Origin of the sequence: Rothia sp. HMSC064F07 (assembly GCF_001837265.1) — a bacterium.
In the GTDB taxonomy this organism is placed as follows: Bacteria; Actinomycetota; Actinomycetes; order Actinomycetales; family Micrococcaceae; genus Rothia; species Rothia mucilaginosa.
Map to the genome: position 1 here is coordinate 156,632 of NZ_KV831921.1, position 21,789 is coordinate 178,420.

Below are 21,789 nucleotides of genomic sequence, written 5' to 3' on the forward strand. Positions count from 1 at the left end.
TTCTATCTTATCGATTGGTGTTCAATAATGTGTATTCCAGGGCGCGCTTTGAGACAGATTTATACGATTGCGCTGAATCTAATCTTCATCTTGGGGCGCCAGCCACAACTCGGTTACCGCTACTTCGCGGCGGCGCAGCATATCGCGTAGCGCGTGGATGGACAGGCCCACCACCGTGTGGAACTCACCCTCAATACCGCGAATAAACGCCGAACCGTAACCGTCCAGGGTGAAGGAACCGGCTACCCAGAGCGGCTCGCCGGTAGCTATGTACGCCTCGATTTCTTCGGGGCTGAGCGTATCAAAGTGAACGGTGGCACTACGCAACTCAGAAACGGTGGGCAACTCAGAAGTAGCGGACAGCTCAGAAGTAGCGGACAACTCGGCACCCGGTTCAAGACCGCGCAAATCCACGAGCGCGTGACCGGTATGCAGCACACCGTAGTTGCCGCTCATCGCGCTGATGCGCTCGCGTGCCGCCTGGGCAGTGTGAGGCTTGCCGTAGGCAACACCCTCAAACTCGAAGACCGAATCGCAGCCCAGAACCAGCGCATCGCGCACACCCTCGGCGGCAAGTTCAGCGGCAACTGCCTGCGCCTTCAACTGCGCCAGCAGGGATGCGGTTTCAGCCGGGGTGAGTCCCGCACGTCCCTGCGCTCGCGCCTGTTCGTTGGCGACGGCAAGTGCGGCGTCCTCATCTACGGAGGAGACGTGCACCGTGAACGCGATGCGGGAGTCTTCCAGGAGCTTGCGGCGCGCCGGGGATGCGGAGGCAAGAATCAGTCGGGTTGATGAAGCGCTGGTAGTCATGGGTTCTATTTTAGAGCGTTGTCGGTGAGCTTTACTCTCGGGTGCAGATTGAGGGTCACTGGGTGGAACCCTCCGCCGGTGTGTCAGCGTTGAACACGGGGCATTCGCATAATCTGGGGGCGTAATCTGGGGGGGGGATCTGCGGGAGGGCTGGAGCGCCGAGCCGAGGGGTATAACGAGGTGGCATAAAACCGGCGGGCATAGAAAGAGCGTGTCCCATCCCCCTCAACCACGTAGGAGATGGAACACGCCGTTCAAAATCATAACTCTTCTCAAACCTTAAAGAAAAAAAGAATCAATAGTGACACTTTTATGACGTTTGACAAATGTATTTTGCCCATGCTGAGGCATGGGTGGTGGAGAAGCTACACGGCGCTAGGCAGTACCGCCTAGCGCCGCGTGCGTGAGCCTTCGTCAGATTAGCGGTGTGCCGCGGCGGTGTTGTCTTCCACCTCGTGAAGTCGCTGCGCCTCGCTGGCGATGCGCTCATCGTAGAATTCCTGAGCCACGAAGCCACCCTCAGAACGGGGAGCGTTGTAGAGCTCCTCATCCAGAATGCCCTCGCGGCGAGCCACAATCGCGGGAACCAGAGCCTGACCGGCAACGTTCAGAGCGGTACGGCCCATGTCAACGATAGGGTCAATCGCCAGGAGCAGACCCACACCGTCCAGGGGCAGACCCAGAGTGGAAAGGGTCAGGGTCAGCATCACGATAGCGCCGGTCGTACCGGCAGTCGCAGCCGAACCGAGCACGGACACCATCACAATGAGCAAGTACTGGGTGAAGTCCAGCTGAATACCGTAGAACTGAGCCACGAAAATCGCGGCAAGAGCCGGGTAAACCGAAGCGCAACCGTCCATCTTAGTGGTTGCACCCAGCGGAACCGCGAAGGATGCGTAGGCGCGGGGAACACCCAGGTTACGTTCGGCAACGGTCTGGGTCATCGGCATCGAACCCATCGAAGAGCGGGACACGAAGCCCAGCTGAAGCGCCGGCCACACACCCGAGAAGTACTGGCGGACCGACAAGCCGTTCGCGCGAACAATAATCGGGTAGACCACGAGGAAAACTAGCAGCAGACCAATGTACAGGGCGATAACGAACGCGACCAGCGAACCCATCGACGCCCAACCGTACGCGAACACTGCCTTAGCAATCAGACCCACGGTACCCAGCGGTGCCAGGCGAATAATCCACCACAGAATCTTCTGAATAATTGTCAGAGCGCTCTTGACCACGTCAATGAACGGCTTGGCAGCCTCGCCGACCTTCAGCGCGGCAATGCCGACTGCGCCGGAAATGACCAGAATCTGCAGGACGTTAAAGGACGCCGACGCGGTGATGCCGGAATCACCGGACTTAGCGCTGACACCCAGACCCAGGAAGTTCACCGGAATCAGACCGGTCAGGAACGCGGTCCACGAACCGGTCGAGCCAGTGTACGCCTTGCCCTGCACCTGCGCACCCACGCCCGGCTGAACGATCAGGCCCATCGCAATACCAATGAGCACCGCGAAGAACGCGGTAATCGCAAACCAGATGAGCGTGTTAACCGCCAGGCGTGCCGCGTTCGTCACCTGCGACAGGTTAGAGATGGAGGCGACCACGGCGGTGAAAATTAGCGGAACAACGGCAGCCTTCAGCAGGGTGACGTACGAGGAGCCGATGGTATCTAAGGTCACCATGAGCCAGTTGGGGTTGCTCTTCGCGTCCCCACCCAGTGCGAGGGCGAGCGCGCCGAGAACGATACCCAGAATGAGTGAGGCAATGATTTGGTTGCCGAAAGAAGTAGCCCACTTGGGCAGACGTGAACGAGATGATGCATGCGGTGTAGACATGTGGCATACTCTAAAACTTTTACGCGCTCCGGCGCGAGTTTGTGTGAAGAAGTGTTTCAATCCGGTGCAGTGGAGGGGATGTGTGACGAACCGTGACCTTCCGGTGGCACCTTTCGGCTGTACATCCCGCAGTCTAACCAGCAACGCAGCCCAACCCAGCTGCCCAACCAACGCCGCCGCTGGTGCCGCCAGCAGCCCCCCACATAGGCGGTTAAATCGGCTGATAGTTAATTAGGAATTGCCGCAAAAGCAAACAGAAAGGAAACAACTGCGCAACATGCGGCGAAGCTTACTGAGATTTTGCCGTCAGCTAATAATCCGAAAGCTAGGGCTTGATATGCTGGAACCACACCGATAGTCCGGCGAAAGTCGCCGGATGATGCTGTACCCACTCAGCTTCATGTACGCGTTGAGCGTTACGCCACGCACCACCTTTCAAGGAGAGATGCATGAGTTCTGCTCCCCAATACCCCGGCGGAACCACCACCCCCAACGGCCCGAAGAAGCCCCGCAATCGCATGGAGGCGGTTGCAGATTTCGCTACCCGTGCCGCACAGACCTCTGCCCAGCAGACCCTGAACCTGGGTGCGACCCGCCCCGGCATCGCCAAGATGATTGCCGTAGCTGGCGCTGGCGTGCTGCTGGTTGGCGGTGGCATCTTCGCCTACAACTCCATGCACCAGGAAGAGAACGCGTTCCTGTCGCAGGGCGAAGAGTACGCCCGCGTCTGCCAGGACGCGAAGACCGGCCTGCGCGTGGAAGATAGCGAATGTGAGAAGGCAGGCGTTCAGGAGCCGACCGACTCGTCCAGTAGCGATTCCTCGGGCTCGTCGAGCTCGTCGGGTTCTTCCGGTTCCTCCAGTTCTTCGGGCTCTTCTGGGTCTTCAGGCACTTCTGGTTCGACCACCACCCACAATAATTCGAATGCGTTCCTCTGGTACTACCTGGGTCGCCAAAGTGCCGCTAATTCTTCCGGATCCCACTACATTCCTCCTGTAGGTTCCAAGCTTTCCGGAGGTAGCACCACCCGCCCCAGCAACGGCACCGTCTATAGTGGCGTGTCCTCCAAGGGCGGCGGCTTCGAGGACTCCTACCGCACCGCGAAGAAGTCCTCCACCGTTTCCTCCGGCAAAGTAACCAGCACCAATAACTCCGGTAAGACCTCCTCAGTGCGTAATAAGACCACCGGCTCGGTCTCCAGCGGTAAGCAGGGCACCAGCAATAGCGGTAGCACCGGCTCCTACAGCAAGTCGAATACCTCAAAGTCCTCCTCGAAGTCTGGTTCCTCGTCCAAGTCTGGCTCTTCCTCGAAGTCCGGTAGCAAGGGCGGTTTCGGTGGCGGTTCCAAGTCCGGTGGCGGCCGCTCCGGCGGCTAAGCCATCAGCCATGACATTGAATGCGGGCAGGGACTGAGCGGTCCCGCCCGCATTTTCCTCACTTGAACAGCCACACTTGCGGTGACGCAACAACACCGCTTTCCATTCACTACTTCGAAGGAGCCTAGCCCCTCATGCGCCGTGAAGAATTTCCCGTCGGCCGACCCGACTGGGAGAACGTCATCATTGAGGAAGGCCTCACCTACAGCGTGGACGGCCCCCACGACACCGACCACTACTGGAACGAATACGCCGCCTACATTTTCAGCCCGCAAGAAATGGACTCTGTGCGCGCCCAGGCGGAAGAAATGCACCGCATGTGCCTGGAAACCGTCGAGTACATTGCCTCCGGCGCGTTTGGTACCCTCGGCCTGCCCCAGGCGGCGTTCAACCTCGCGGTTGAATCCTGGAACCGCCGCGACGCCGACTTCTACGGCCGCTTCGACTTCACCTACTCTGGTGTGCCCGGCGACGCCATGAAACTGCTCGAATACAACGCCGACACCCCCACCGGCATCGTGGAGGCGGCAGTCAGCCAGAAAACCTGGGCGAAAGACCAGCGCCTCGACACCCGCGGCTACGCCCACTGGGGTGAAATCGGCGAAGCCTTCACCAACCGTTGGCGCCACATCTTCGCCCCCGAAATCACCGCGGGCGTGCAGCCCGTACTGCACCTGGCGCACGTGCCCCCCGAGATTGACGAGACTAACGAGGACTACAACAACCTCTGGCTCATCGCCTACTCGGCACAGCAGGCGGGCATCAAAACCCACATGATTCCCATCGACGAAGTCATCTTCAACGAAGACACCAAGAGTTGGGAAGACGCACAGGGACGGCGCATCACCAACCTCTTCAAGCTCTACCCCTGGGAAGACCTGGTCACCGACAGCGAAGCAGGTTACGACAAGCTCCTCTTCGCCTACCACGGCGCCATGGACCGCTGGATCGAGCCTGCGTGGAAGATGTTCCTCTCCAATAAGCTGCTACTCGCCGCGCTCTGGGACAAGTACCCCGGACACCCGAACCTCGTACCCACCTACGCGGGGCACCGCGGCGGTATGCGCAACTGGGTTCGCAAGCCCCTCTTCGGACGTGAAGGCGACGGCGTAGAAATCTACGCCCCCGACTACGACGTCTTCATCAAGCCCGAAGACGACGACTTCTTCGCCAACGCCCCCGAAAGCGAATTCATCTATCAGGAGTACATCCCGGCACCGCGCTACGAAGGCATTATTAACCCGGTCAGCCACCCCATCCTTGGCGTGTGGGTGGTCGACGGACGCACCGTAGGCGTGGGCATCCGCGAATCGAACGGCGCGCTCACCGACTACTGGTGCCGTTTTGCCCCGCACCTGGTGGACCTGAACGACTCCACCGGCATGGGATTCGGCACCACCGACCCCGGCGCCGCAAACTTCGGATAGCCCCCAGAAGATATAGTCCCCAGAAGACATGGACTTCAGAAGACATAGCCTTCAGAAGACACGAAAACACAGCGAAGCCCCCGCCTCAGCCAAAGCTGAAGCGGGGGCTTCGTCTATAGAGCTCCTAATCAGAGACTCCAGAGATCCACTCAACGAGGAGCGAGCAGACTAGAGGCTACTCGTCGTCCTCATCGTCGTCATCCTCAGTATCCAGAGGAAGCATCATCTCATCGGTCAGGGCGCGGCGCAGAGTGTCCAGACCTACCGAACCGAGCAGAAGAGCACGCGTGTGGAAGGCACGCATGTCATCGCCGCGGCGCACAGCCTGATCGCGCAGTTCCAGCCAGAGGCGCTCGCCAATCTTGTAGCTCGGCGCCTGACCCGGCCAACCCAGGTAACGCAGGAACTCGAAACGCAGGTGACCCTCGGACTCGTCCAGGTTCAGCTTCAAGAACTCGTAACCCAGCTCAGAAGTCCAGATGGTGCCCGGCTCAACGCCCAGCTGCTCAGCCCACTCATCGGGAATCGGCATCTCGCAGTGAACACCAATATCGAAGACTACGCGGGCGGCGCGCATACGCTGAGCGTTCAGCATGCCCATGCGGTCACCCGGATCCTTCAGGTAGCCCAGTTCCTCCATGAGGCGCTCGGCGTACAGCGCCCAGCCCTCACCGTGACCGGACACCCACAGCATGTTCGTGCGCCAGGAGTTCATGGTGCCCTGCAGAGCCGTAGCAATAGCAATCTGCAGATGGTGACCCGGAACGCCCTCGTGGTACACGGTGGAGGTTTCACGCCAGGTAGTGAACGTATCCTCACCCTCGGGAACCGACCACCACATGCGGCCCGGACGCGAGAAATCGGGAGAGGGACCGGTGTAGTAAATACCGCCCTCGTTCGTGGGCGCAATGCAGCACTCAATACGGCGCATGGGGCCGCCAATTTCAAAGTGGCTACCCGCCAGGTTCTCCACGGCGGCGTCTGCGAGCTTCTGCATCCACGCCTTCAGCTCATCGGTGCCGTGCAGCTGACGCGCCGGATCCTCATCGAGCAGCTGCTTAGCACGCTCAATGCTTGCGCCCGGCTCAATCTCCTCGGCAACCTCACGCTGACGAGCGATAATGCTCTCCAGCTCCTTCACGCCCCAAGCGTAGGTTTCGTCCAGGTCAATGGTGGTACCCAGGAACGAACGGGAGTGCAGGCTGTACGCCTTACGGCCCACAGCGTCGCGGGAGGGAGCGGCCGGTTGCAGATTCTCCACCAGGTAGCTGTTGAGGCGGCGGTAGCCTTCCTTTGCAGCCTCGGCACCTGCGGCAGCCTCATCCTTCAGCGAGGGGACAGCCTCGGCGACCTCAGCGGCAAGCTCGTCAAAGAAACCACCGGGAGCGTAGTACGCGGCGGTCTGCTCAATGACAATATCCACCTGACGGCGCGGGGCGACCTTGCCCTCTTCACGAGCTGCTTCAAGGGTCTGGATGTAGCCCTCCAGCGCCTCGGTCACGCGGTGCATACGACCAATAATGTGCTCCCAGTCCTGCTGGGTGTTGCGCTTCATCAGGTCGAAGACCGAGCGTACCTCCTGCGGGACGGAGGCAATATTGTTCATCTGCCAGCCACCAAAGCCAGCCTTGTGCTGCTTGCGGTACAGGCTCAGGCGCTCCTGCAGAGCATCCAGGGTGACCAGGTCAACGTCATCAATAGGCAGGACATTATCGACCTTCTTCAAAGTCTTCTTCGCAAGGCGCGCAAAAGCCTTCTCGCCGGCGGGCGAGTAATCGGGGTACAGAGTCTCTACGCCCTTACGACCAAGCTCGGTTGCATGGACGGGGTTCAGGTCGAGGACCTTTTCAAAATATTCGTTAGCAATCTGATCGACGTCGGTCAGCGAGCGCTTCAATCGGTAGATGCTGGGAAGTTCCTGGTAAGTGCTCATGTTCATATCCTAACTCAGGGGTGTGCCTTCAACCACGATTTTCGGTGATTTAGCTCGCTTAAACCGGCAATATTACGGGCTGAGCGGCACCGAATGCGAGGAAAACAGCTCACCTGTGGACAACTCACCGGGGCTCAGGCGCGAAAACGCCCCAGCTTTCCCCTTCCTGAACATGCAGGAGAGGGAAGACCGGGGCGTGCCCAAGATGGGCTACAAGCTACTAGCGGGGTAGGCTAGCCGGCGAAGTATTCGCCGTTGAGTTCCAGCAGACCGTTCGCGCCCTCGACCACGCCGAGGCGGTGCGCAATGAGGCGGTCCTGCAGCTCATCGCCGGACACCAAATCCACCAGAATGTTCGGGTATTTGGTCGAGCAGCGGATGAACTCGTCGTACGCCTCATCGCTGAACGGTGCGTTCGTGATGAAGGTGCCGAGCTGACCGCCGCGGGCGTGAATCGCCAGGAAGAACGCGGTAATATCCTGCGGCTGAACGCTCGCGGACAGCACGCCGTTAGCTGCCGGGCGCAGAGTACGCACGTAGAATGCGCGTTCTTTTTCTCCGGTGGCGGGGGTTGCCACGCCGTCCACGCCCTGAGCCTCCAGAGCCTCCACGGTGTAGCCGCGCATCAGGAACAGATCGAAACCAATACGGCGGAAACGCTCCTCGGACACCTGCGCCAGGGCGGGGGCCAGAGCCTCACGGCGGAAGACCTGACGGTAACGCTTCAGAGCCTCACGCACCTGGGCGGCAGCAACCTGCAGAGCGGCCGACGGCTCAGCAGTCGAAACAGCCGGAGCGGAAATAACCGACTGGGCGGGGGCAGTAGCGATCGGTGCAGCAGCGACCGGTGCAACCGGAACCTCAACCGGCACCTGAGCGGAGGCCGCCACCGGCGAACCAGCCGGACGCGCCAGCAACGCCGGAGAAGCACCCGGCACCGGAGCCAACGACTCACGCGAAGCACCCTCACGAGCCGCCAGACGAGCCTGACGCTCCGCCGCGCGCGCCTCCTTAGCAGCCTGAAGAGCCTCCTCACGAGCCTGCAACTCAGCCGCAATATCCTGAGGTAGCTTGTGCTTGAGCGACTGCGGCGGCAGCGGCGCCATACGGGCGGTCACAGCCTCCGGAGCACCCTCCGGGAAGCGCTTGAGCAGCTCCTTGCCCGCCTCGCTCAGCTCATAACGCTCCGGGTTCTTACGGGAAGTACGACCGGTACCCTCACGCAGAGCGTTCAGGTAGCGCTCGCCCTTCAGCACGTGCATCGCCACCGAATAGCGGTTACGCAGACGCGGGGTCAGCTTGTAACGGTGCGGAGCGACCTCACCCTGCAGATACGGGATATCCAGGGCGAGCTTCAGCTCATCGTAAATATCGTAGTAGGAGATGCGCGGGCTCTCCTCCACAAGCTTCAGAATCGGGTGAAGCAGCTGGTGCGGGTACGGCAGAGCGTCCACAGCGGCAGGATCCAGCAGCGCCGAAGCCACCAGCTTCTGAATGCTCGGCTCAGCCATCTGCGCCAGGGCAGGCGCAAGCGCGGAACCCAACGAGTAGACGGTCTCACGCTCGGACAGGTAATGGTGGGCAATCAGCACATCGTAGATGTAATCCTGCGCGTCAATCTGCGCAAAATAGGGGTTTGAGGACGCCTGCTGAATACGCTCATCGCGGTCAAAGACCTGCTCCAGGCTCGGAAGGCTCAGCTCCACATCGGCACCGTGGTCGTTGAGAGTATTGAGCAGAAGAACACCCATGTGGGTCAGCAAAGCATCGGTTGCGGAAATATCCTCGGCGGTAATCGAGGTGCCCTCATCCTTCACCGACGCCAGCACGGAGCTCAGCTCGCTCGCCGGCACGCCGGTCTCCTCGTGGCGGGTCACCAGTTCCTTCGCCGAAGGCGACAGCGAGTACAGAGTCAGCGGAGAATCCGTGTGCTCGTGAATCGTCTTGGTGCGCAGGTAGCCCTCACGGGTCAGTAAGCTCAGCGCCTGAGCAATCACCGGCTCAACAATGCGCTGCTCCAGGTACGACAGGCCGTACCAGCCCTGCACAAAACCGCACTCGCGCAGCACCAGCTCACGAATCTTCACGGGAGCCGCCGCGGGATAGGCCGGGGTAACACTCAGGACGATGGGCAGAAGCTCACGCACCGTAATATGCGAGAGCAGAACCGGGTAGAACTGCTTCAGGTAGTAGAGGTACACGCCGCTGAGGAGGGGCAGAACCGGCAGAAGAGCCTGCGCCTGCTGTTCCTTCGGGGTACCCAAAAGTTCACGGCCAGCCTCGCTGAGGGTGTAGTGCAGGTTGCCCGGATGCAACTGGCTGAGGGACACCTCAAGATAGTCAGCGTTGACCAGCGCCGCAATCAGCTTATTGAGCGCCTCACGGAAGAGAACATTGTCACCGACCGCAATGAAACGCTGAGTCATGTTGAAACCCAGGTCCACACCTACGGGAGTGTACATATCGGGGAAGAAAACCTTCTCGCCACGGTCCTGAGCGCGCTCAAAATGGCGGAGCAGAGAGAAAGCCGCCGCAACGCTGAGAGTGCGTGCTTCCTCGGGTAGGGCCTCCCACGAGGTTTCCTGCTGCAGAGAGTGCAATTCGGAATGGTCGATATGGAGCATTGTTTTATTCACGAAAGCCACGCCGGGCTCCTTATCTGGTGTTATTTATCGTGCGGGCATTCTTCATAAAGTGCAGTCATTCGAGCGGGAAAATATTCACACAATACTGGGCGACACCATCTTTATTTTTGGGTCGACACTTTGGTAACCCCTCGTGAAGAGAAGCAGGAAAGGCGGATTTCTCAGCCCGTTCCGCTCACGTACCGTCTTCAATGACGAACACTTCAGAAAAGAACGCTATAAATTAGGGTGAAGTGCTGATACCGTCACGGGTATATACACTTCGTGAAATAATGCGAAGAATATATAACGCATTACCCTCTCATTGTATCGGCTGGTTCAAGAAATAACCTAGATTTCTAAAACCAGCCGATATATGAAAAATATCCTCATGGAAAAGTGAAAATACATTTAGTGAAATAACGTGGGAATGTGCAAAGAGCAGAGACGTTCAGAGTGAAACACTCACCCCAAAATACCCCCCCCGGCTACTCCATGCCGCGGGCAAAATACTCCTCGTCAATGCGATAACCGCACTCGCCCTCACCATCAAGCACGCCCACACGGTGACGAATCATCAGCTCCACCAGCTGATGCTGATCAACCAGAGCAATATTGCGTGCCCCCGGCAAACCCTGCAAATACTCAGGCACCGGCTGCGCAAAAGCACCGCAGGTCACCAAAACACCCTGCAAACCGCCGTGCAGAAGCACCGCACCGGCAAGCTTCTGAATCTCGTTAGGAGTGACCTTCATGGTTCCGCAATAGTGCTTCACCTGAATATAAATCGGCGCGAAATCCAGACCATCAGAGTAGCGGGCAATCACATCCACGCCCTTATCGTCGGCGCCGCCGGTCACCTCGGTACTAAAACCAAGAGTCGTAAAAATATCGGCAACAATCTGCTCAAAATATTCCGGAGTCACCGCGTGAACATGCTGAATTAAATCCTGCGTAAAGTGCTCAGCAAATTCCGCCTGAGCATGAATAACCGGTGAATCGCTGGCGCGCAAAATAATATCCATAGGAGACTGGCCCACGGGCCAGGTCTTGGCAATACCCGCAGAATTCAACGAATGTGCAAGGTGCTCCGCACCGGTTGCCTCATGGGCGGAGGTGGTTTCCCCGGTATCGGTAGCAGGGAGGAACGGCTCCATACCGGTGACTGCATCACCATCAGAAGCACCAAAAATGAGACGATGCTCCGCCTCTGCAGTCGCCAGGAGTGCATTCGCCTGCTTCTTGAGCTTCTTCGTCGTCCTCGCCGTCAAACTCTGAGCACACAGCGCATGCACCTGCTTCACCACACGCGGCGGCACCGAACCGTGCAGATGCGGTGTGCAGGTCAGCTCGGCACCCAGAGGAGTGAGCAGGTACTTCCTCTTCTCCCACGGGGTCAGGCGAGGCATCAACTGGGCATAACGAAGTGCCACCAAGATCTTCAAGGTGGTACGTACAGCCACCGCAAAATCGGCGGATTCAAGATCGGGTAGGTTCTTCTTCGACCCCAATGCCTTAGTCTGCTGCCGCAACTGCTCACTAACATAGGCGGCGGTGCGAGGCACAGTCTTCGACAAGCGCCGTAGCGTCGGCAACAGAAGCGCGATATAGACATCCGGTGGGGGCCTATGGTTTTTATTCAGCATCTTTGCCATGGTCCCTGCCAATTTATTAACACTAATGTGACGGTATATACATCGTAGCATCAGTACGTATCATCATGACTTTATCGTTTCTAATATGACAAAACCACAAGAATCAGCGCATTAGATGTTGAATAACGCAATATAAATCTTGAATTTGAGGCAAAACAATAAAATCCCGTCACACCAGCTGGTGCAACGGGAATTTATTATTCAGATGAGCCGCCCGCGTTACATGGGACGCGCACGCCTCCACGAACCGGGGCCCGGACGCAACGAAACACCCAGGCGCTGACCGCGGTTCAGGATGCGCGAAGCGGCACCCACCAGCAAGTTCTGCTCCTGCTGCGCGGTATTCGCCTGCATCATCGCAACCACAGCAGTGAGGGCGGCAATCTCCTCCGGGGTGGGGGAGCCCTTAACCACCTTCAGCAGCGGCTCCTGCTCAGCGTCAGTATCTACCGAAGACTGAACGGAATCCTTCGCGGTGCTGGGAGCGGTATCCGCGCGCGCAGAAGAACTGGCGGAAGAGGTAGCACGGGAAGACCCGCGCTCAAGCTGCTCGGCGCTCTCAGCAGCCTCCGAACTATCCTTCTTCTTGCCGAACGAGAAATAACTCAGCGGATTGTAGCCTGCCAAAGGCACGCCTCCTTAGAAAACCTAAAATCGTGCGAAGGCCCGCGCCATACACGGCGCGGGCACAGCGGAAGCCTACAGCGGGATGTTACCGTGCTTCTTTGCCGGGGTAGCCGCGCGCTTATCGTGCAGGGCACGCAGCGAAGAAATGATGCGCACGCGAGTCTCGCTCGGGGCAATCACCTCGTCAATGTAACCCAACTCGGCAGCCTGGTACGGGTTCAGCAGCTCTTCCTCATACTTGGCAATCAGCTCAGCGCGGCGAGCCTCAACATCGCCACCCTCAGCCGCCAGAGCCGCCAGCTCACGACGGTACAGAATATTCACCGCACCCTGAGCACCCATCACACCAATCTGAGCGGTGGGCCACGCCAGGTTAATATCGGCACCCAGCTTCTTCGAACCCATCACAATGTACGCACCGCCGTACGCCTTACGGGTAATGACGGTAACCAGCGGAACGGTCGCCTCCGCGTAAGCGTAGAGCAGCTTAGCGCCGCGGCGAATAATACCGTTGAACTCCTGATCGGTACCGGGCAAGAAGCCGGGAACATCCACAAAAGTCAGAATCGGAATGTTGAACGCATCGCAATGGCGCACGAAGCGGGCAGCCTTCTCGGACGCAGAAATGTCCAGGCAGCCAGCGAACTGCATCGGCTGGTTCGCCACAATACCGACCGTGCGGCCTTCAACGCGGGCGTAACCAATCATCACGTTCGGGGCGTACAGCGCCTGCATCTCCAGGAAGTGGCCGTCATCGACCACGGACTCAATGACCGCACGCATGTCGTAGGGCTGGTTCGCCGAATCCGGGATCAGGGTGTCCAGATCCAGATCGTCTACCGTCACCACGGGCTCCTGGTCGTGCTCCAGGGGCAGGGGCTCAGCAAGGTTGTTCGACGGCAAGAATTCCAGAAGCTCACGCACAAAATCGAACGCGTCTTCTTCATCCTCAGCCAGGTAAGTGCTGGTACCGGTCACGGAGTTGTGCTGACGCGCACCACCGAGGGTCTCCATGTCCACGTCCTCACCGGTCACGGTCTTAATGACGTCCGGGCCGGTAATGAACATGTGCGAAGTCTTATCCACCATGATGATGTAGTCAGTCAGAGCGGGGGAGTACGCGGCACCGCCGGCACAGGGGCCCATAATGACAGAAATCTGCGGAACCACGCCGGACGCACGCACGTTCATGCGGAAAATGTCGGCAAACATCGCCAGGGAAGCCACGCCCTCCTGAATGCGGGCGCCACCACCATCGTTAATGCCGATGACCGGGCAGCCGTTCTTCAGAGCGAACTTCTGCACCTTCACAATCTTCTCGCCGTTCACCTGCGAGAGGGAACCACCGTACACGGTGAAATCCTGAGAGTACACGGCAACCAGGCGACCATCCACGGTGCCGTAACCGGAGACCAAACCGTCACCCAGGGGCTTCTTCGCCTCCATGCCGAATGCGGTGGTGCGGTGGCGGGCGAGGGCATCAAACTCAACGAAAGAACCCTCGTCCAAAAGCATCTCGATGCGCTCGCGGGCGGTGTTCTTGCCGCGTGCGTGCTGCTTCTCGATAGCTGCCTCACCGCTGGGCGCAAAGCTGCGCTCTCGACGTGCATAAAAATCAGCGAGCTTACCGGCGGTGGTGCTCAAATCAAATTCCTGCTGGAGGTTCTCGGACATTATTCCTCGTTCCTGCTCCACCCGATTGTCGGGAGCCAGTGGTTGCGGTGATGGTTGTTCAGAAGGCCCCGAAGAGCGCTCTTGAACAATGTGCATATCCCTCAACTATAGTGCGAACTAGGGCACATATGCCAGGTGAGAAGCCAGAATATCAACACTAGATACACTTTTATGCACTCAGCACCCAAGAAGGTGTATATAGTAAACAAAAAGTGCGAAAGAGCGGCTCAAAAGAGCGCAGAAAACCCCCTCTCGCGCCGGCAATCCTTGTCGACGGAAAGGGGGTTTACGTTCAAGCTTTTCCAGCGTGAAGCGGTGCTCGACCTTAGATGGTGCCCAGAACCGGGTTCCACTCGGTCACGGTGTGAGACAGAACCGCGCCACCAATGTTCATCGGGTCGTTAGCCACAATCTTTTCGGCTGCCTCAGCGGAATCAACCTTTGCAATCAGCAGAGCGCCAGCGGGGGTCTCGCCGTCCAGCAGGGGACCGGAAACGATCAGGTTGCCCGCCTCAATCTGCGAACCAAGGTACTCGCGGTGAGCCGGACGGTACTTCGCCTGCTCCTCGGGAGCTGCGTAAACGTAAGTAATTGCGTAATAAGCCATAGCGGTCTTCTTTCGAGCAGGGCGGAGGAACCTCCGCAGCCGGTCGGTGCTTGATGCACCCTCACTGTCTAATGTACCGTCTCGGGTACCGGGTGGGCATCACCGGTGGCAAGAAATTGATATGGTGAGAAATCAACGTGACTCGGCAGAAACTGGCTGATTATGGCGGCGAGTTGATAGCGGGTCGGCGTATCGCAGAGCTGATTCAGATAGCGCAGAAAGGCACATGCCATGGAGAGAAACACACACACCCAGAGCGACCATTCGGTTTTGGATGCTCCCCGCATCCGCACCACCGCGCTGGATATGGGCTACTCCAGTGTGAACCTCTACGATCAGGTGGATTCCACCACTACCCGTGCCCGCGAACTGCTCATGGGCGGCACCGACCCCGAACGCGAACAGCTCGGTGAACTCTCCGTCTACGCCAGCCTCTACCAAAGTGCCGGACGCGGTCGCCTCGCCCGAGCCTGGACCGCACCTCCCGGAGCCTGCCTCGCCGCAAGCATTGTGGTGCGCCCGCACGCCTCCACCGACCCGCTCGCCCGAGAACTCCCCGAAGACAGCTACCACTGGATGACCCTCATCGCCGGGCTCAGCGTGGTCGATATTTGGCGCGGCTACGGTGTGGATGCCGCCCTCAAATGGCCCAACGACGTCATCGCGCAGGGAGCCAAAGGCTGCGGAATCCTTGCCCAGCTCGTCCCTGAAAGCGGCGCTACCGAGGGGCAGCGCAGCATCATTGTGGGCATCGGTCAGAATACGAATATGTCCGCCGAGCAGCTGCCCGTACCCACCGCCACGAGCCTGAGCCTGTGCACCGGGCAGGTCATCGACTCATCCGAGGTCCTCACCCGACTGCTGAGCATCTTCGCCCGACGCTACCGCGCCTTCGTGCGCGCCGGCGGCGACCCCGAACGCCCCGACCCGCTCACCCCTGATAGCCTCAGCCTGCTTGACCAGGCGCGCGCCGCCACCGCCACTCTCGGCGCCAGCGTGCGCATGAGCTTGCCCGACGGAAGCGCCGTAGAAGGCATCGCCGAAGACCTCGACGCTCAGGGGCGCATCCTTATTCGCCGCGAGGACGGGCCCCTAGAGCCCTACGCGGTGGGCGATATTGAGCACCTTCGCCCCGCCAACGGTAGCTACGGAGATTTTCAGCAGGCACACTAGAACCAACCCCTAAAATTTCAGCCCACAAAATTTCTGCCCGGCACGGCTACACTCAACGAACCCGCACCACCTCAACCGGCGCCTCTAGCCGGAATATAACAACCAGCACAGCTAAGGACCACCATGCGTTTGCGCGGAAAACTCAACCCCGGTGAGCATGTCATCATTGCGACCCGACAGCACTACGGTGCCCTGCTGCCCACGCTTGCCTACCTGCTGGTTGCAATCGCCGCGTCAACCTTCGCCTCCACGGCACGGTCCTCACCGATTCTGTGGACTCTCGGCACGATCTGTGCGGTAGGTACCCTGCTCGGTGCCGTGCGCACCGCCTGGCGTTGGGCAACCACCTACTACCTGCTGACCACCCACCGGCTCGTGGTGCGCCGCGGCATCATGACCCGCAGCGGAGATGAGTCGCTCTACCTGGACTCCATGGGGGAGCGCTGGGCAAAACAACCCGGTCCGGGAGCCTGGCTGGGGTACGGGTCGGTGTACGTGGTGTGCCGCGGGGTGCACCACCGTCTGACCTACGTGCCCGATCCCAAGCGCTTTGAAAAAGAAATTAAAGCCGCCCGACGCGACTACTACGCCCTGCGCGCTCGCTATATTTAGGGCTTCATCGCCTCTGTGACCGAGTTGGGAGGGAACCATCGGGGTGGCTCAGAGCCTAAACTCGCCGCTAAATCTGCCGAAAAAATGCGGACTAGAGTATTCTTAAATGTGAATTACTCCACTAAACTATCCGGGGGTGCGGGCGCTTTTGTGACCCAAACACCACAGCGGAGGGGTATATTAACAAGGCGCTACACGGTGAGCATCATCGCAGTGACGCAATGCGAAACCCGCAGAGCACAACGGTGTACCACGTAACCTAGCGCCACCACGGTATAAACCAGACAGTATTTTCCGGCAGGGATGAAAGGAGCGGCAGCGGCAATGAGCACGGCAGACCGCCATGAACCTGCGCACTCTCCGCAGGACACCGGCGCCACCATGGGCCCCGAAACCCAAATGCTCAACCTCAAAATCCTGCAGAATCTCGCGCAGAATAATATCTACCGCGACGAGGAATCCAAAGCAGGAATCCGAGCCCTCGAAAAGTCGCTCCTGGGACAGGGGCGCCGCTACACCCCCGTAGAAGCCGCAGAATGCGCCGGACTTCCCTTCGAAACCGCCCAGCGCATCTGGCACAACATGGGCTTCCCGACGATCCCCAACCACTCGCCCTACTTCACTGAAACAGACGTGCAGATGCTCGCTGACCTACAGAAGTTGGACGCAGAAGGCGACATCCGCATGGAATATGTGGCATCCCTTGTGCGCGCCGAAGGTCAACTGACCGACCGCACCGTCGCCTGGCAGATTGAGGCGCTCGTGCACAACATCATGGTCACCGAGAACCTCAGCGATAATGATGCCCGCCGCAAGCTTCTTAAAGACTTCCCACGCTACCTTGAGGTTCTCGAGCGTCTGGCGCTGTACGCATACCGCCGTCAGATGTACGCCGGAATCCTGCGCCTGGGATTGCGTGAGAACAATGTGACCACCTCCGGCCTTTCCCGCCTGCCCCTGGTGCGCGGCGTGGGATTCGTGGACCTGGTCTCCTACACCTCCCTGGTGCGTAACCTGGATGCAGCGGCACTTTCTCAGCTCATCAACCACTTTGAGCAGAGCTGCCTGGACGTTATCGCACCCCTGGGTGGTCGCATTATTAAGACTCTCGGTGACGAAGTTTTCTTCCTCACCGAAACCCCGGACGCTATCGCAGAAATCAGCCTGCGTCTGTCCGAAAAAATCGGTGCCGACCCGCAGCTGCCGGACTCCCGCGTCGCCTTCATCTGGGGCGAGGTCCTGGCTAACCGCGGTGACGTGTACGGCTCCAGTGTGAACCTGGCTGCGCGCCTGGTTTCCCTGGCTGAACCGGGTACCGTGCTGACCGATAATGAGACAGCAAACACGCTCCGACAGGTGGGAAATCGCTATACTCTCACCTCTCAGGGAACGCGAAACGTTAGAAGCTTTGGTAACGTAGACCCCGTGGCGGTGACTCGTCGCGTGAACTACACAATGGAGATAGACCTCTCATGACTGAACTGAAACTACGTACCGGTGGTGCAACGCACCGCGGCGCACATCGAGAAAATAACGAAGATTCGATGGTCGTCGCCGGTTCCCTTTGCGTGGTCGCGGACGGTATGGGAGGCCACGAGGCGGGCGAGGTTGCTTCGCGCCTGTGCGTGCGTCAGCTCGCCTACTCGCCCTTCTTCACTATGCCCGGTGGCCGTAGCGAAGAGGAACAGCAGGCATATGCTGAGCGTCTCGCCGCTATTGACGAGGAAGACCCCACCAAGCGCCGCCGCCGCGCGAACACCCTGCTTAACAACGAAATTGTGGGCACCCTCAACCGCCTGCACGACATCATTGGCGAAACCAACGAGGAGATTAAGCAGGCGCTTTCCCGCTCCGGCGGTACGACTGTGACGGGTGCCTGGTTGACTCGCATTGGCGACCGTAACCTGTGGGTTATCTTCAACGTGGGTGATTCCCGCACCTACCGCCTGCTGCGTGAGGACGAAGGTATTCACCACTCCGCCATGGAGAAGCTGCCCGGTTCCGAGGGCTCCGCCTCGCTGGAGCAGGTCACTAGCGACCACTCCGAGGTGCAGTACCTGGTCGATGAAGGTCAGATTACCGCCCTGGAGGCGCTGACCCACCCGCGCCGCAACGTGATTACCCGCGCCCTCGGTACCGGTAACTACTGGGAGCCGGACTTCTGGGTTCTGCCCGCTCGTCCGGGTGACCGCCTGATGCTCTGCTCCGATGGCCTTTCCGGTGAGCTTTCGCACGAGTACATGGCGCGTGTGCTCACTTCGATTCGCCACCCGCAGGATGCCGCTGACGTGCTCCAGCACGAGGCGCTGCGATCGGGCGGCCGCGACAACATTACGGTGATTGTTGCCGACACTGTCGAAGCCTAAACTTCATACCTGTTGATTCACCCCCGCTTTCTACGGGCGCTCATGCGAGTGCTTGCAGAAGGCGGGGGTGAACTGCATCCGCGTACAGAAACTAAGGAAGCGCAATCCGGGAAGTAGCTACGGTGTTCTTACGCCAGTGTTTGCGCTGGCGGGACCTGAGCAATATGACGAGCGATAGGGGAGAGGCGGAGCAAAAACGCTAGACTGGACGGGTGACTGAGAACAACACCACCCAGCAGACTGCCCCCGCCGAGAACACCGCAGAGATTACCGAGGCCCTGCGTGCTGAGTACGCGGAACTGACCGATAAGATTCGTGCCGCCCGCCGCGCCTACTACAACGAGGATGCGCCCTTCCTCTCTGACGCCGAGTACGATAAGCTCTACCGCCGCCTCGAAATCATTGAGGCGGAGCACCCGCTCATCATCGCCAACGACTCGCCCACCCAGGAAGTCGGCGGCGAAGCCATCGAAGCTTTCGCGCCCGTCACCCACCTGCAGCGCATGTACTCCCTCGAGGACGTCTTCTCCTTCGAAGAGCTGCGCGCCTGGCTGACCAAGACCGAAGAGAGCGCCCGGAACCTCACCGGTAGCGCACCGCAGTGGCTGACCGAGCTGAAGATCGACGGCCTGGCGGTGAACCTGCTCTACCGCAACGGCACCCTCGTACGCGCGGCAACTCGCGGCGACGGCACCACCGGCGAAGACGTCACCCACAACGTGCGCACCATTGCGAGCATTCCGCAGCAGCTGACCGGCGAGAACCACCCCGAAGAGATTGAAATCCGCGGCGAAGTGTTCATCTCCTCCGCTGATTTTGAGAAGCTCAACGAGTCCATGATCGCCGCCGGCAAGAACCCCTTCGCTAACCCGCGTAACGCGGCGGCAGGCTCGCTGCGCCAGAAGGATGCGGCGATTACCGCCTCGCGCCCGCTGAGCATGTATGTGCACGGCATCGGTTCGCGCACCGGCCTGGATATTGCCACCCAGTACGAGACCTACGATCTGCTTGCCTCCTGGGGTCTGCCCGTGAGCCCCTACAGCGAAATTGCCGCCAACACCGAGGCGGTGTTCGACTTCATCAATAAGTACGGCGAGCAGCGCCACTCTCTGGTGCACGAAATCGACGGCATCGTTATTAAGGTCAACGACTTCGCGACCCAGGCTCAGCTGGGCTACACCTCCCGCGTGCCGCGCTGGGCGGTGGCGTACAAGTACCCGCCCGAAGAGGTGCACACCAAGCTGCTGGACATCCGCGTGGACGTGGGACGCACCGGCCGCGTGACCCCCTACGGCGTTATGGAGCCCGTATTCGTCTCCGGCTCGACTGTCGAACGCGCGACCCTGCACAACCAGGACGTGGTCAAGGCTAAGGGCGTGCTCATCGGCGACACCGTGGTGCTGCGCAAGGCAGGCGACGTGATTCCCGAGATTGTCGCCCCCGTGGTTGCCCTACGTGACGGCACCGAACGAGAGTTCGTCATGCCCAGCGAATGCCCCTCCTGCGGCTCGCCCCTTGCCCCCGGCAAGGAAGGCGACGTGGACCTGCGCTGCACGAACCCGCGCTCCTGCCCGGCGCAGCTGACCGAGCGCGTGTACTATGCGGCAAGCCGCGGTGCCTTCGACATTGAGGCGCTCGGCTTCGAAGCAGCAAAAGCACTCACCAGCCCCGCAACCCCGGGTACCCCTCCGCTAACGACCGAGGCGCACCTGTTCAGCCTCAACATTGAGGACCTGCGTGAGGTCACCATCGAACGTGAGAAGAAGGTCAAGGGCGTGGGCACCGGAAAGATGGAGCGCGTGCCCTACTTCTACACCAAGCCGACCAAGGCACGCCCCGAGCCAAAGCCCACGAAGAATACGCTGAACCTCTTCGCCGAGCTGGAGAAGGCAAAGCAGCAGCCGCTGTGGCGCGTGCTGGTTGCCCTCTCGATTCGCCACGTGGGCCCGACCGCTGCCCGCGCGCTCGCCGCGGAGTTCGGTTCGATGCAGGCAATCCGCGAGGCTGACCGTGAACGCCTTGCCGCTGTGGACGGTGTGGGCACCACAATTGCCGACTCTATTATTGAGTGGTTCGCTGAGGACTGGCACGCCGAGGTGGTGGACTCCTGGGCTGCTGCCGGTGTGCGCATGGAAGATACCCGTGACGAGTCTGTGGCGCGCACTCTGGAGGGCCTGACCGTGGTCGTGACCGGTACGCTGAACGGTTACACCCGTGACGGCGCGAAGGAAGCCATTATTTCTCGCGGCGGTAAGGCATCCGGTTCGGTGTCTAAGAGGACCCACTTTGTGGTTGCTGGCGCGAACGCCGGCTCGAAGCTGGATAAGGCTCAGCAACTGGGACTGAAGGTGCTGGATGAGGAGGGCTTCACCGCCCTGCTCGAGGGCGGTCCGGAGGCTGTTGAGGCTACCACCGAGTAGACCCGGTAGCGGGGTCACCTGAATCTGACCCCTGCAATATATAGAGCATTCAGGCTCTGGAGTGCGTGCTTCAGGGTCTGAATGCCAATTTCTGGCATTTGTAATTACCACAGCTTTTAAGGCGGAAGCGCCTTAAAACACTCCCAAAGCGAAGAAATATTTAAAAAATATTTACACGCTGTTCAAAACCCTTAAAGGTGGCGCCCATCAACCCCGAATCGGAAAACTCAGCAGGGGAGCGCATCCGAGTTAAACCCCTAGAAAACCCCGAAATTCCGGGGTGAAACCCTTAAGGCGCGCGGGGCTCAAGGTCTTAAATAATGTTTCCTGCACTTTTAACCTGGAAGAACCCTGGGAGAACCCGGGACGTTCGCTGTGAACTTGAAATCGGGTTGGAATCATAAAAAACCTCGGCTATCTTTGAGACCAGATGGATTCTCGCAAGAGAATCACCTGTGTGGTTTCAAGCTTGGAATGCTTGAAACGATGCCCGGTTCTACCGCACGTCCCCATCGAGGAAGTGCCACCCGGATTCCGCACATAAGTGCAGAATCGCTCACGGTGACATGAAATCGGTGGAGAGCCGCTCACATGGTAGAGCCAGAATATGAGTAACCTACTTCGTTATCAAAGGGTGAGCGGCGGCG

General features: G+C 59.4%; 15 protein-coding genes. 7 read left to right on the forward strand and 8 right to left on the reverse strand.

The features are described from left to right. Window positions 1–78 precede the first annotated feature (78 nt). Both HMPREF2712_RS01325 and HMPREF2712_RS01330 read right to left on the reverse strand, forming a co-directional pair. Entirely contained in the window at window positions 79–810 is a 732-nt protein-coding gene (locus HMPREF2712_RS01325) for a Maf family protein (protein WP_070819066.1), read from the reverse strand. Between the two features lie 419 nt (window positions 811–1,229). Next, a complete protein-coding gene (locus tag HMPREF2712_RS01330) occupies window positions 1,230–2,648 on the reverse strand; it encodes a dicarboxylate/amino acid:cation symporter (RefSeq protein ID WP_070819067.1) in 1,419 nt (472 codons plus the stop codon). 449 nt (window positions 2,649–3,097) lie between these two features. Here HMPREF2712_RS01330 and HMPREF2712_RS01335 point away from each other — a divergent pair, with 449 nt between their 5' ends. Both HMPREF2712_RS01335 and HMPREF2712_RS01340 read left to right on the forward strand, forming a co-directional pair. Continuing rightward, window positions 3,098–4,024, forward strand: coding sequence for a hypothetical protein (locus HMPREF2712_RS01335; protein WP_070819068.1), 927 nt, complete (start codon window positions 3,098–3,100; stop codon window positions 4,022–4,024). Between the two features lie 134 nt (window positions 4,025–4,158). Continuing rightward, window positions 4,159–5,451, forward strand: a complete 1,293-nt coding sequence (locus HMPREF2712_RS01340; RefSeq protein WP_070819069.1) for a glutathionylspermidine synthase family protein — start codon at window positions 4,159–4,161, stop codon at window positions 5,449–5,451. Window positions 5,452–5,626: 175 nt separating this feature from the next. On the opposite strand, the gene HMPREF2712_RS01345 is transcribed toward HMPREF2712_RS01340, so the two are convergent. The 6 genes from HMPREF2712_RS01345 to HMPREF2712_RS01370 all read right to left on the reverse strand — a co-directional run bounded on the left by HMPREF2712_RS01345 (window position 5,627) and on the right by HMPREF2712_RS01370 (window position 14,571). Then, a complete protein-coding gene (locus HMPREF2712_RS01345; RefSeq protein WP_070819070.1) occupies window positions 5,627–7,384 on the reverse strand; it encodes a DUF885 domain-containing protein in 1,758 nt (585 codons plus the stop codon). 233 nt (window positions 7,385–7,617) lie between these two features. Then, a complete protein-coding gene (locus tag HMPREF2712_RS01350) occupies window positions 7,618–10,029 on the reverse strand; it encodes a restriction endonuclease (RefSeq protein WP_070819071.1) in 2,412 nt (803 codons plus the stop codon). 467 nt (window positions 10,030–10,496) lie between these two features. Then, the gene (locus tag HMPREF2712_RS01355; RefSeq protein WP_246828648.1) at window positions 10,497–11,585 is read right to left on the reverse strand and encodes a restriction endonuclease; all 1,089 of its coding nucleotides are present in this window, start codon (window positions 11,583–11,585) and stop codon (window positions 10,497–10,499) included. A gap of 297 nt (window positions 11,586–11,882) precedes the next feature. Further along, window positions 11,883–12,296, reverse strand: coding sequence for an acyl-CoA carboxylase subunit epsilon (locus tag HMPREF2712_RS01360; protein ID WP_246828649.1), 414 nt, complete (start codon window positions 12,294–12,296; stop codon window positions 11,883–11,885). A gap of 66 nt (window positions 12,297–12,362) precedes the next feature. Further along, window positions 12,363–13,964 (reverse strand): acyl-CoA carboxylase subunit beta, encoded by a 1,602-nt coding sequence (locus HMPREF2712_RS01365; RefSeq protein WP_005507002.1) that lies wholly within the window; start codon window positions 13,962–13,964, stop codon window positions 12,363–12,365. Between the two features lie 325 nt (window positions 13,965–14,289). Beyond that, window positions 14,290–14,571, reverse strand: a complete 282-nt coding sequence (locus HMPREF2712_RS01370) for a YciI family protein (RefSeq protein WP_005508857.1) — start codon at window positions 14,569–14,571, stop codon at window positions 14,290–14,292. A gap of 231 nt (window positions 14,572–14,802) precedes the next feature. Here HMPREF2712_RS01370 and HMPREF2712_RS01375 point away from each other — a divergent pair, with 231 nt between their 5' ends. The 5 genes from HMPREF2712_RS01375 to ligA all read left to right on the forward strand — a co-directional run bounded on the left by HMPREF2712_RS01375 (window position 14,803) and on the right by ligA (window position 21,142). After that, window positions 14,803–15,744, forward strand: coding sequence for a biotin--[acetyl-CoA-carboxylase] ligase (locus tag HMPREF2712_RS01375; RefSeq protein WP_070819073.1), 942 nt, complete (start codon window positions 14,803–14,805; stop codon window positions 15,742–15,744). 123 nt (window positions 15,745–15,867) lie between these two features. Next, the gene (locus tag HMPREF2712_RS01380) at window positions 15,868–16,356 is read left to right on the forward strand and encodes a hypothetical protein (RefSeq protein WP_005508853.1); all 489 of its coding nucleotides are present in this window, start codon (window positions 15,868–15,870) and stop codon (window positions 16,354–16,356) included. Window positions 16,357–16,680: 324 nt separating this feature from the next. Further along, window positions 16,681–17,832: an adenylate/guanylate cyclase domain-containing protein gene (locus HMPREF2712_RS01385; RefSeq protein WP_070616794.1), complete on the forward strand. Its 1,152-nt coding sequence runs from the start codon at window positions 16,681–16,683 to the stop codon at window positions 17,830–17,832. Further along, entirely contained in the window at window positions 17,829–18,722 is an 894-nt protein-coding gene (locus tag HMPREF2712_RS01390; protein WP_070819074.1) for a PP2C family protein-serine/threonine phosphatase, read from the forward strand. The genes HMPREF2712_RS01385 and HMPREF2712_RS01390 overlap by 4 nt, the downstream gene beginning before the upstream one ends. A gap of 212 nt (window positions 18,723–18,934) precedes the next feature. Further along, window positions 18,935–21,142 (forward strand): NAD-dependent DNA ligase LigA, encoded by a 2,208-nt coding sequence (ligA, locus tag HMPREF2712_RS01395; RefSeq protein ID WP_070819075.1) that lies wholly within the window; start codon window positions 18,935–18,937, stop codon window positions 21,140–21,142. The last annotated feature ends 647 nt before the right edge of the window (window positions 21,143–21,789 follow it).

Excerpts from the sequence above, each read along its gene's own strand:
- HMPREF2712_RS01340 (WP_070819069.1), top strand. The coding sequence starts at position 4,159 with ATGCGCCGTGAAGAATTTCCCGTCGGCCGACCCGACTGGGAGAACGTC.
- HMPREF2712_RS01385 (WP_070616794.1), top strand. The coding sequence starts at position 16,681 with ATGAGCACGGCAGACCGCCATGAACCTGCGCACTCTCCGCAGGACACC.
- HMPREF2712_RS01330 (WP_070819067.1), bottom strand. The coding sequence starts at position 2,648 with ATGTCTACACCGCATGCATCATCTCGTTCACGTCTGCCCAAGTGGGCT.
- HMPREF2712_RS01365 (WP_005507002.1), bottom strand. The coding sequence starts at position 13,964 with ATGTCCGAGAACCTCCAGCAGGAATTTGATTTGAGCACCACCGCCGGT.
- HMPREF2712_RS01390 (WP_070819074.1), top strand. The coding sequence starts at position 17,829 with ATGACTGAACTGAAACTACGTACCGGTGGTGCAACGCACCGCGGCGCA.
- HMPREF2712_RS01375 (WP_070819073.1), top strand. The coding sequence starts at position 14,803 with ATGGAGAGAAACACACACACCCAGAGCGACCATTCGGTTTTGGATGCT.
- HMPREF2712_RS01335 (WP_070819068.1), top strand. The coding sequence starts at position 3,098 with ATGAGTTCTGCTCCCCAATACCCCGGCGGAACCACCACCCCCAACGGC.
- HMPREF2712_RS01345 (WP_070819070.1), bottom strand. The coding sequence starts at position 7,384 with ATGAGCACTTACCAGGAACTTCCCAGCATCTACCGATTGAAGCGCTCG.
- HMPREF2712_RS01325 (WP_070819066.1), bottom strand. The coding sequence starts at position 810 with ATGACTACCAGCGCTTCATCAACCCGACTGATTCTTGCCTCCGCATCC.
- HMPREF2712_RS01380 (WP_005508853.1), top strand. The coding sequence starts at position 15,868 with ATGCGTTTGCGCGGAAAACTCAACCCCGGTGAGCATGTCATCATTGCG.
- HMPREF2712_RS01370 (WP_005508857.1), bottom strand. The coding sequence starts at position 14,571 with ATGGCTTATTACGCAATTACTTACGTTTACGCAGCTCCCGAGGAGCAG.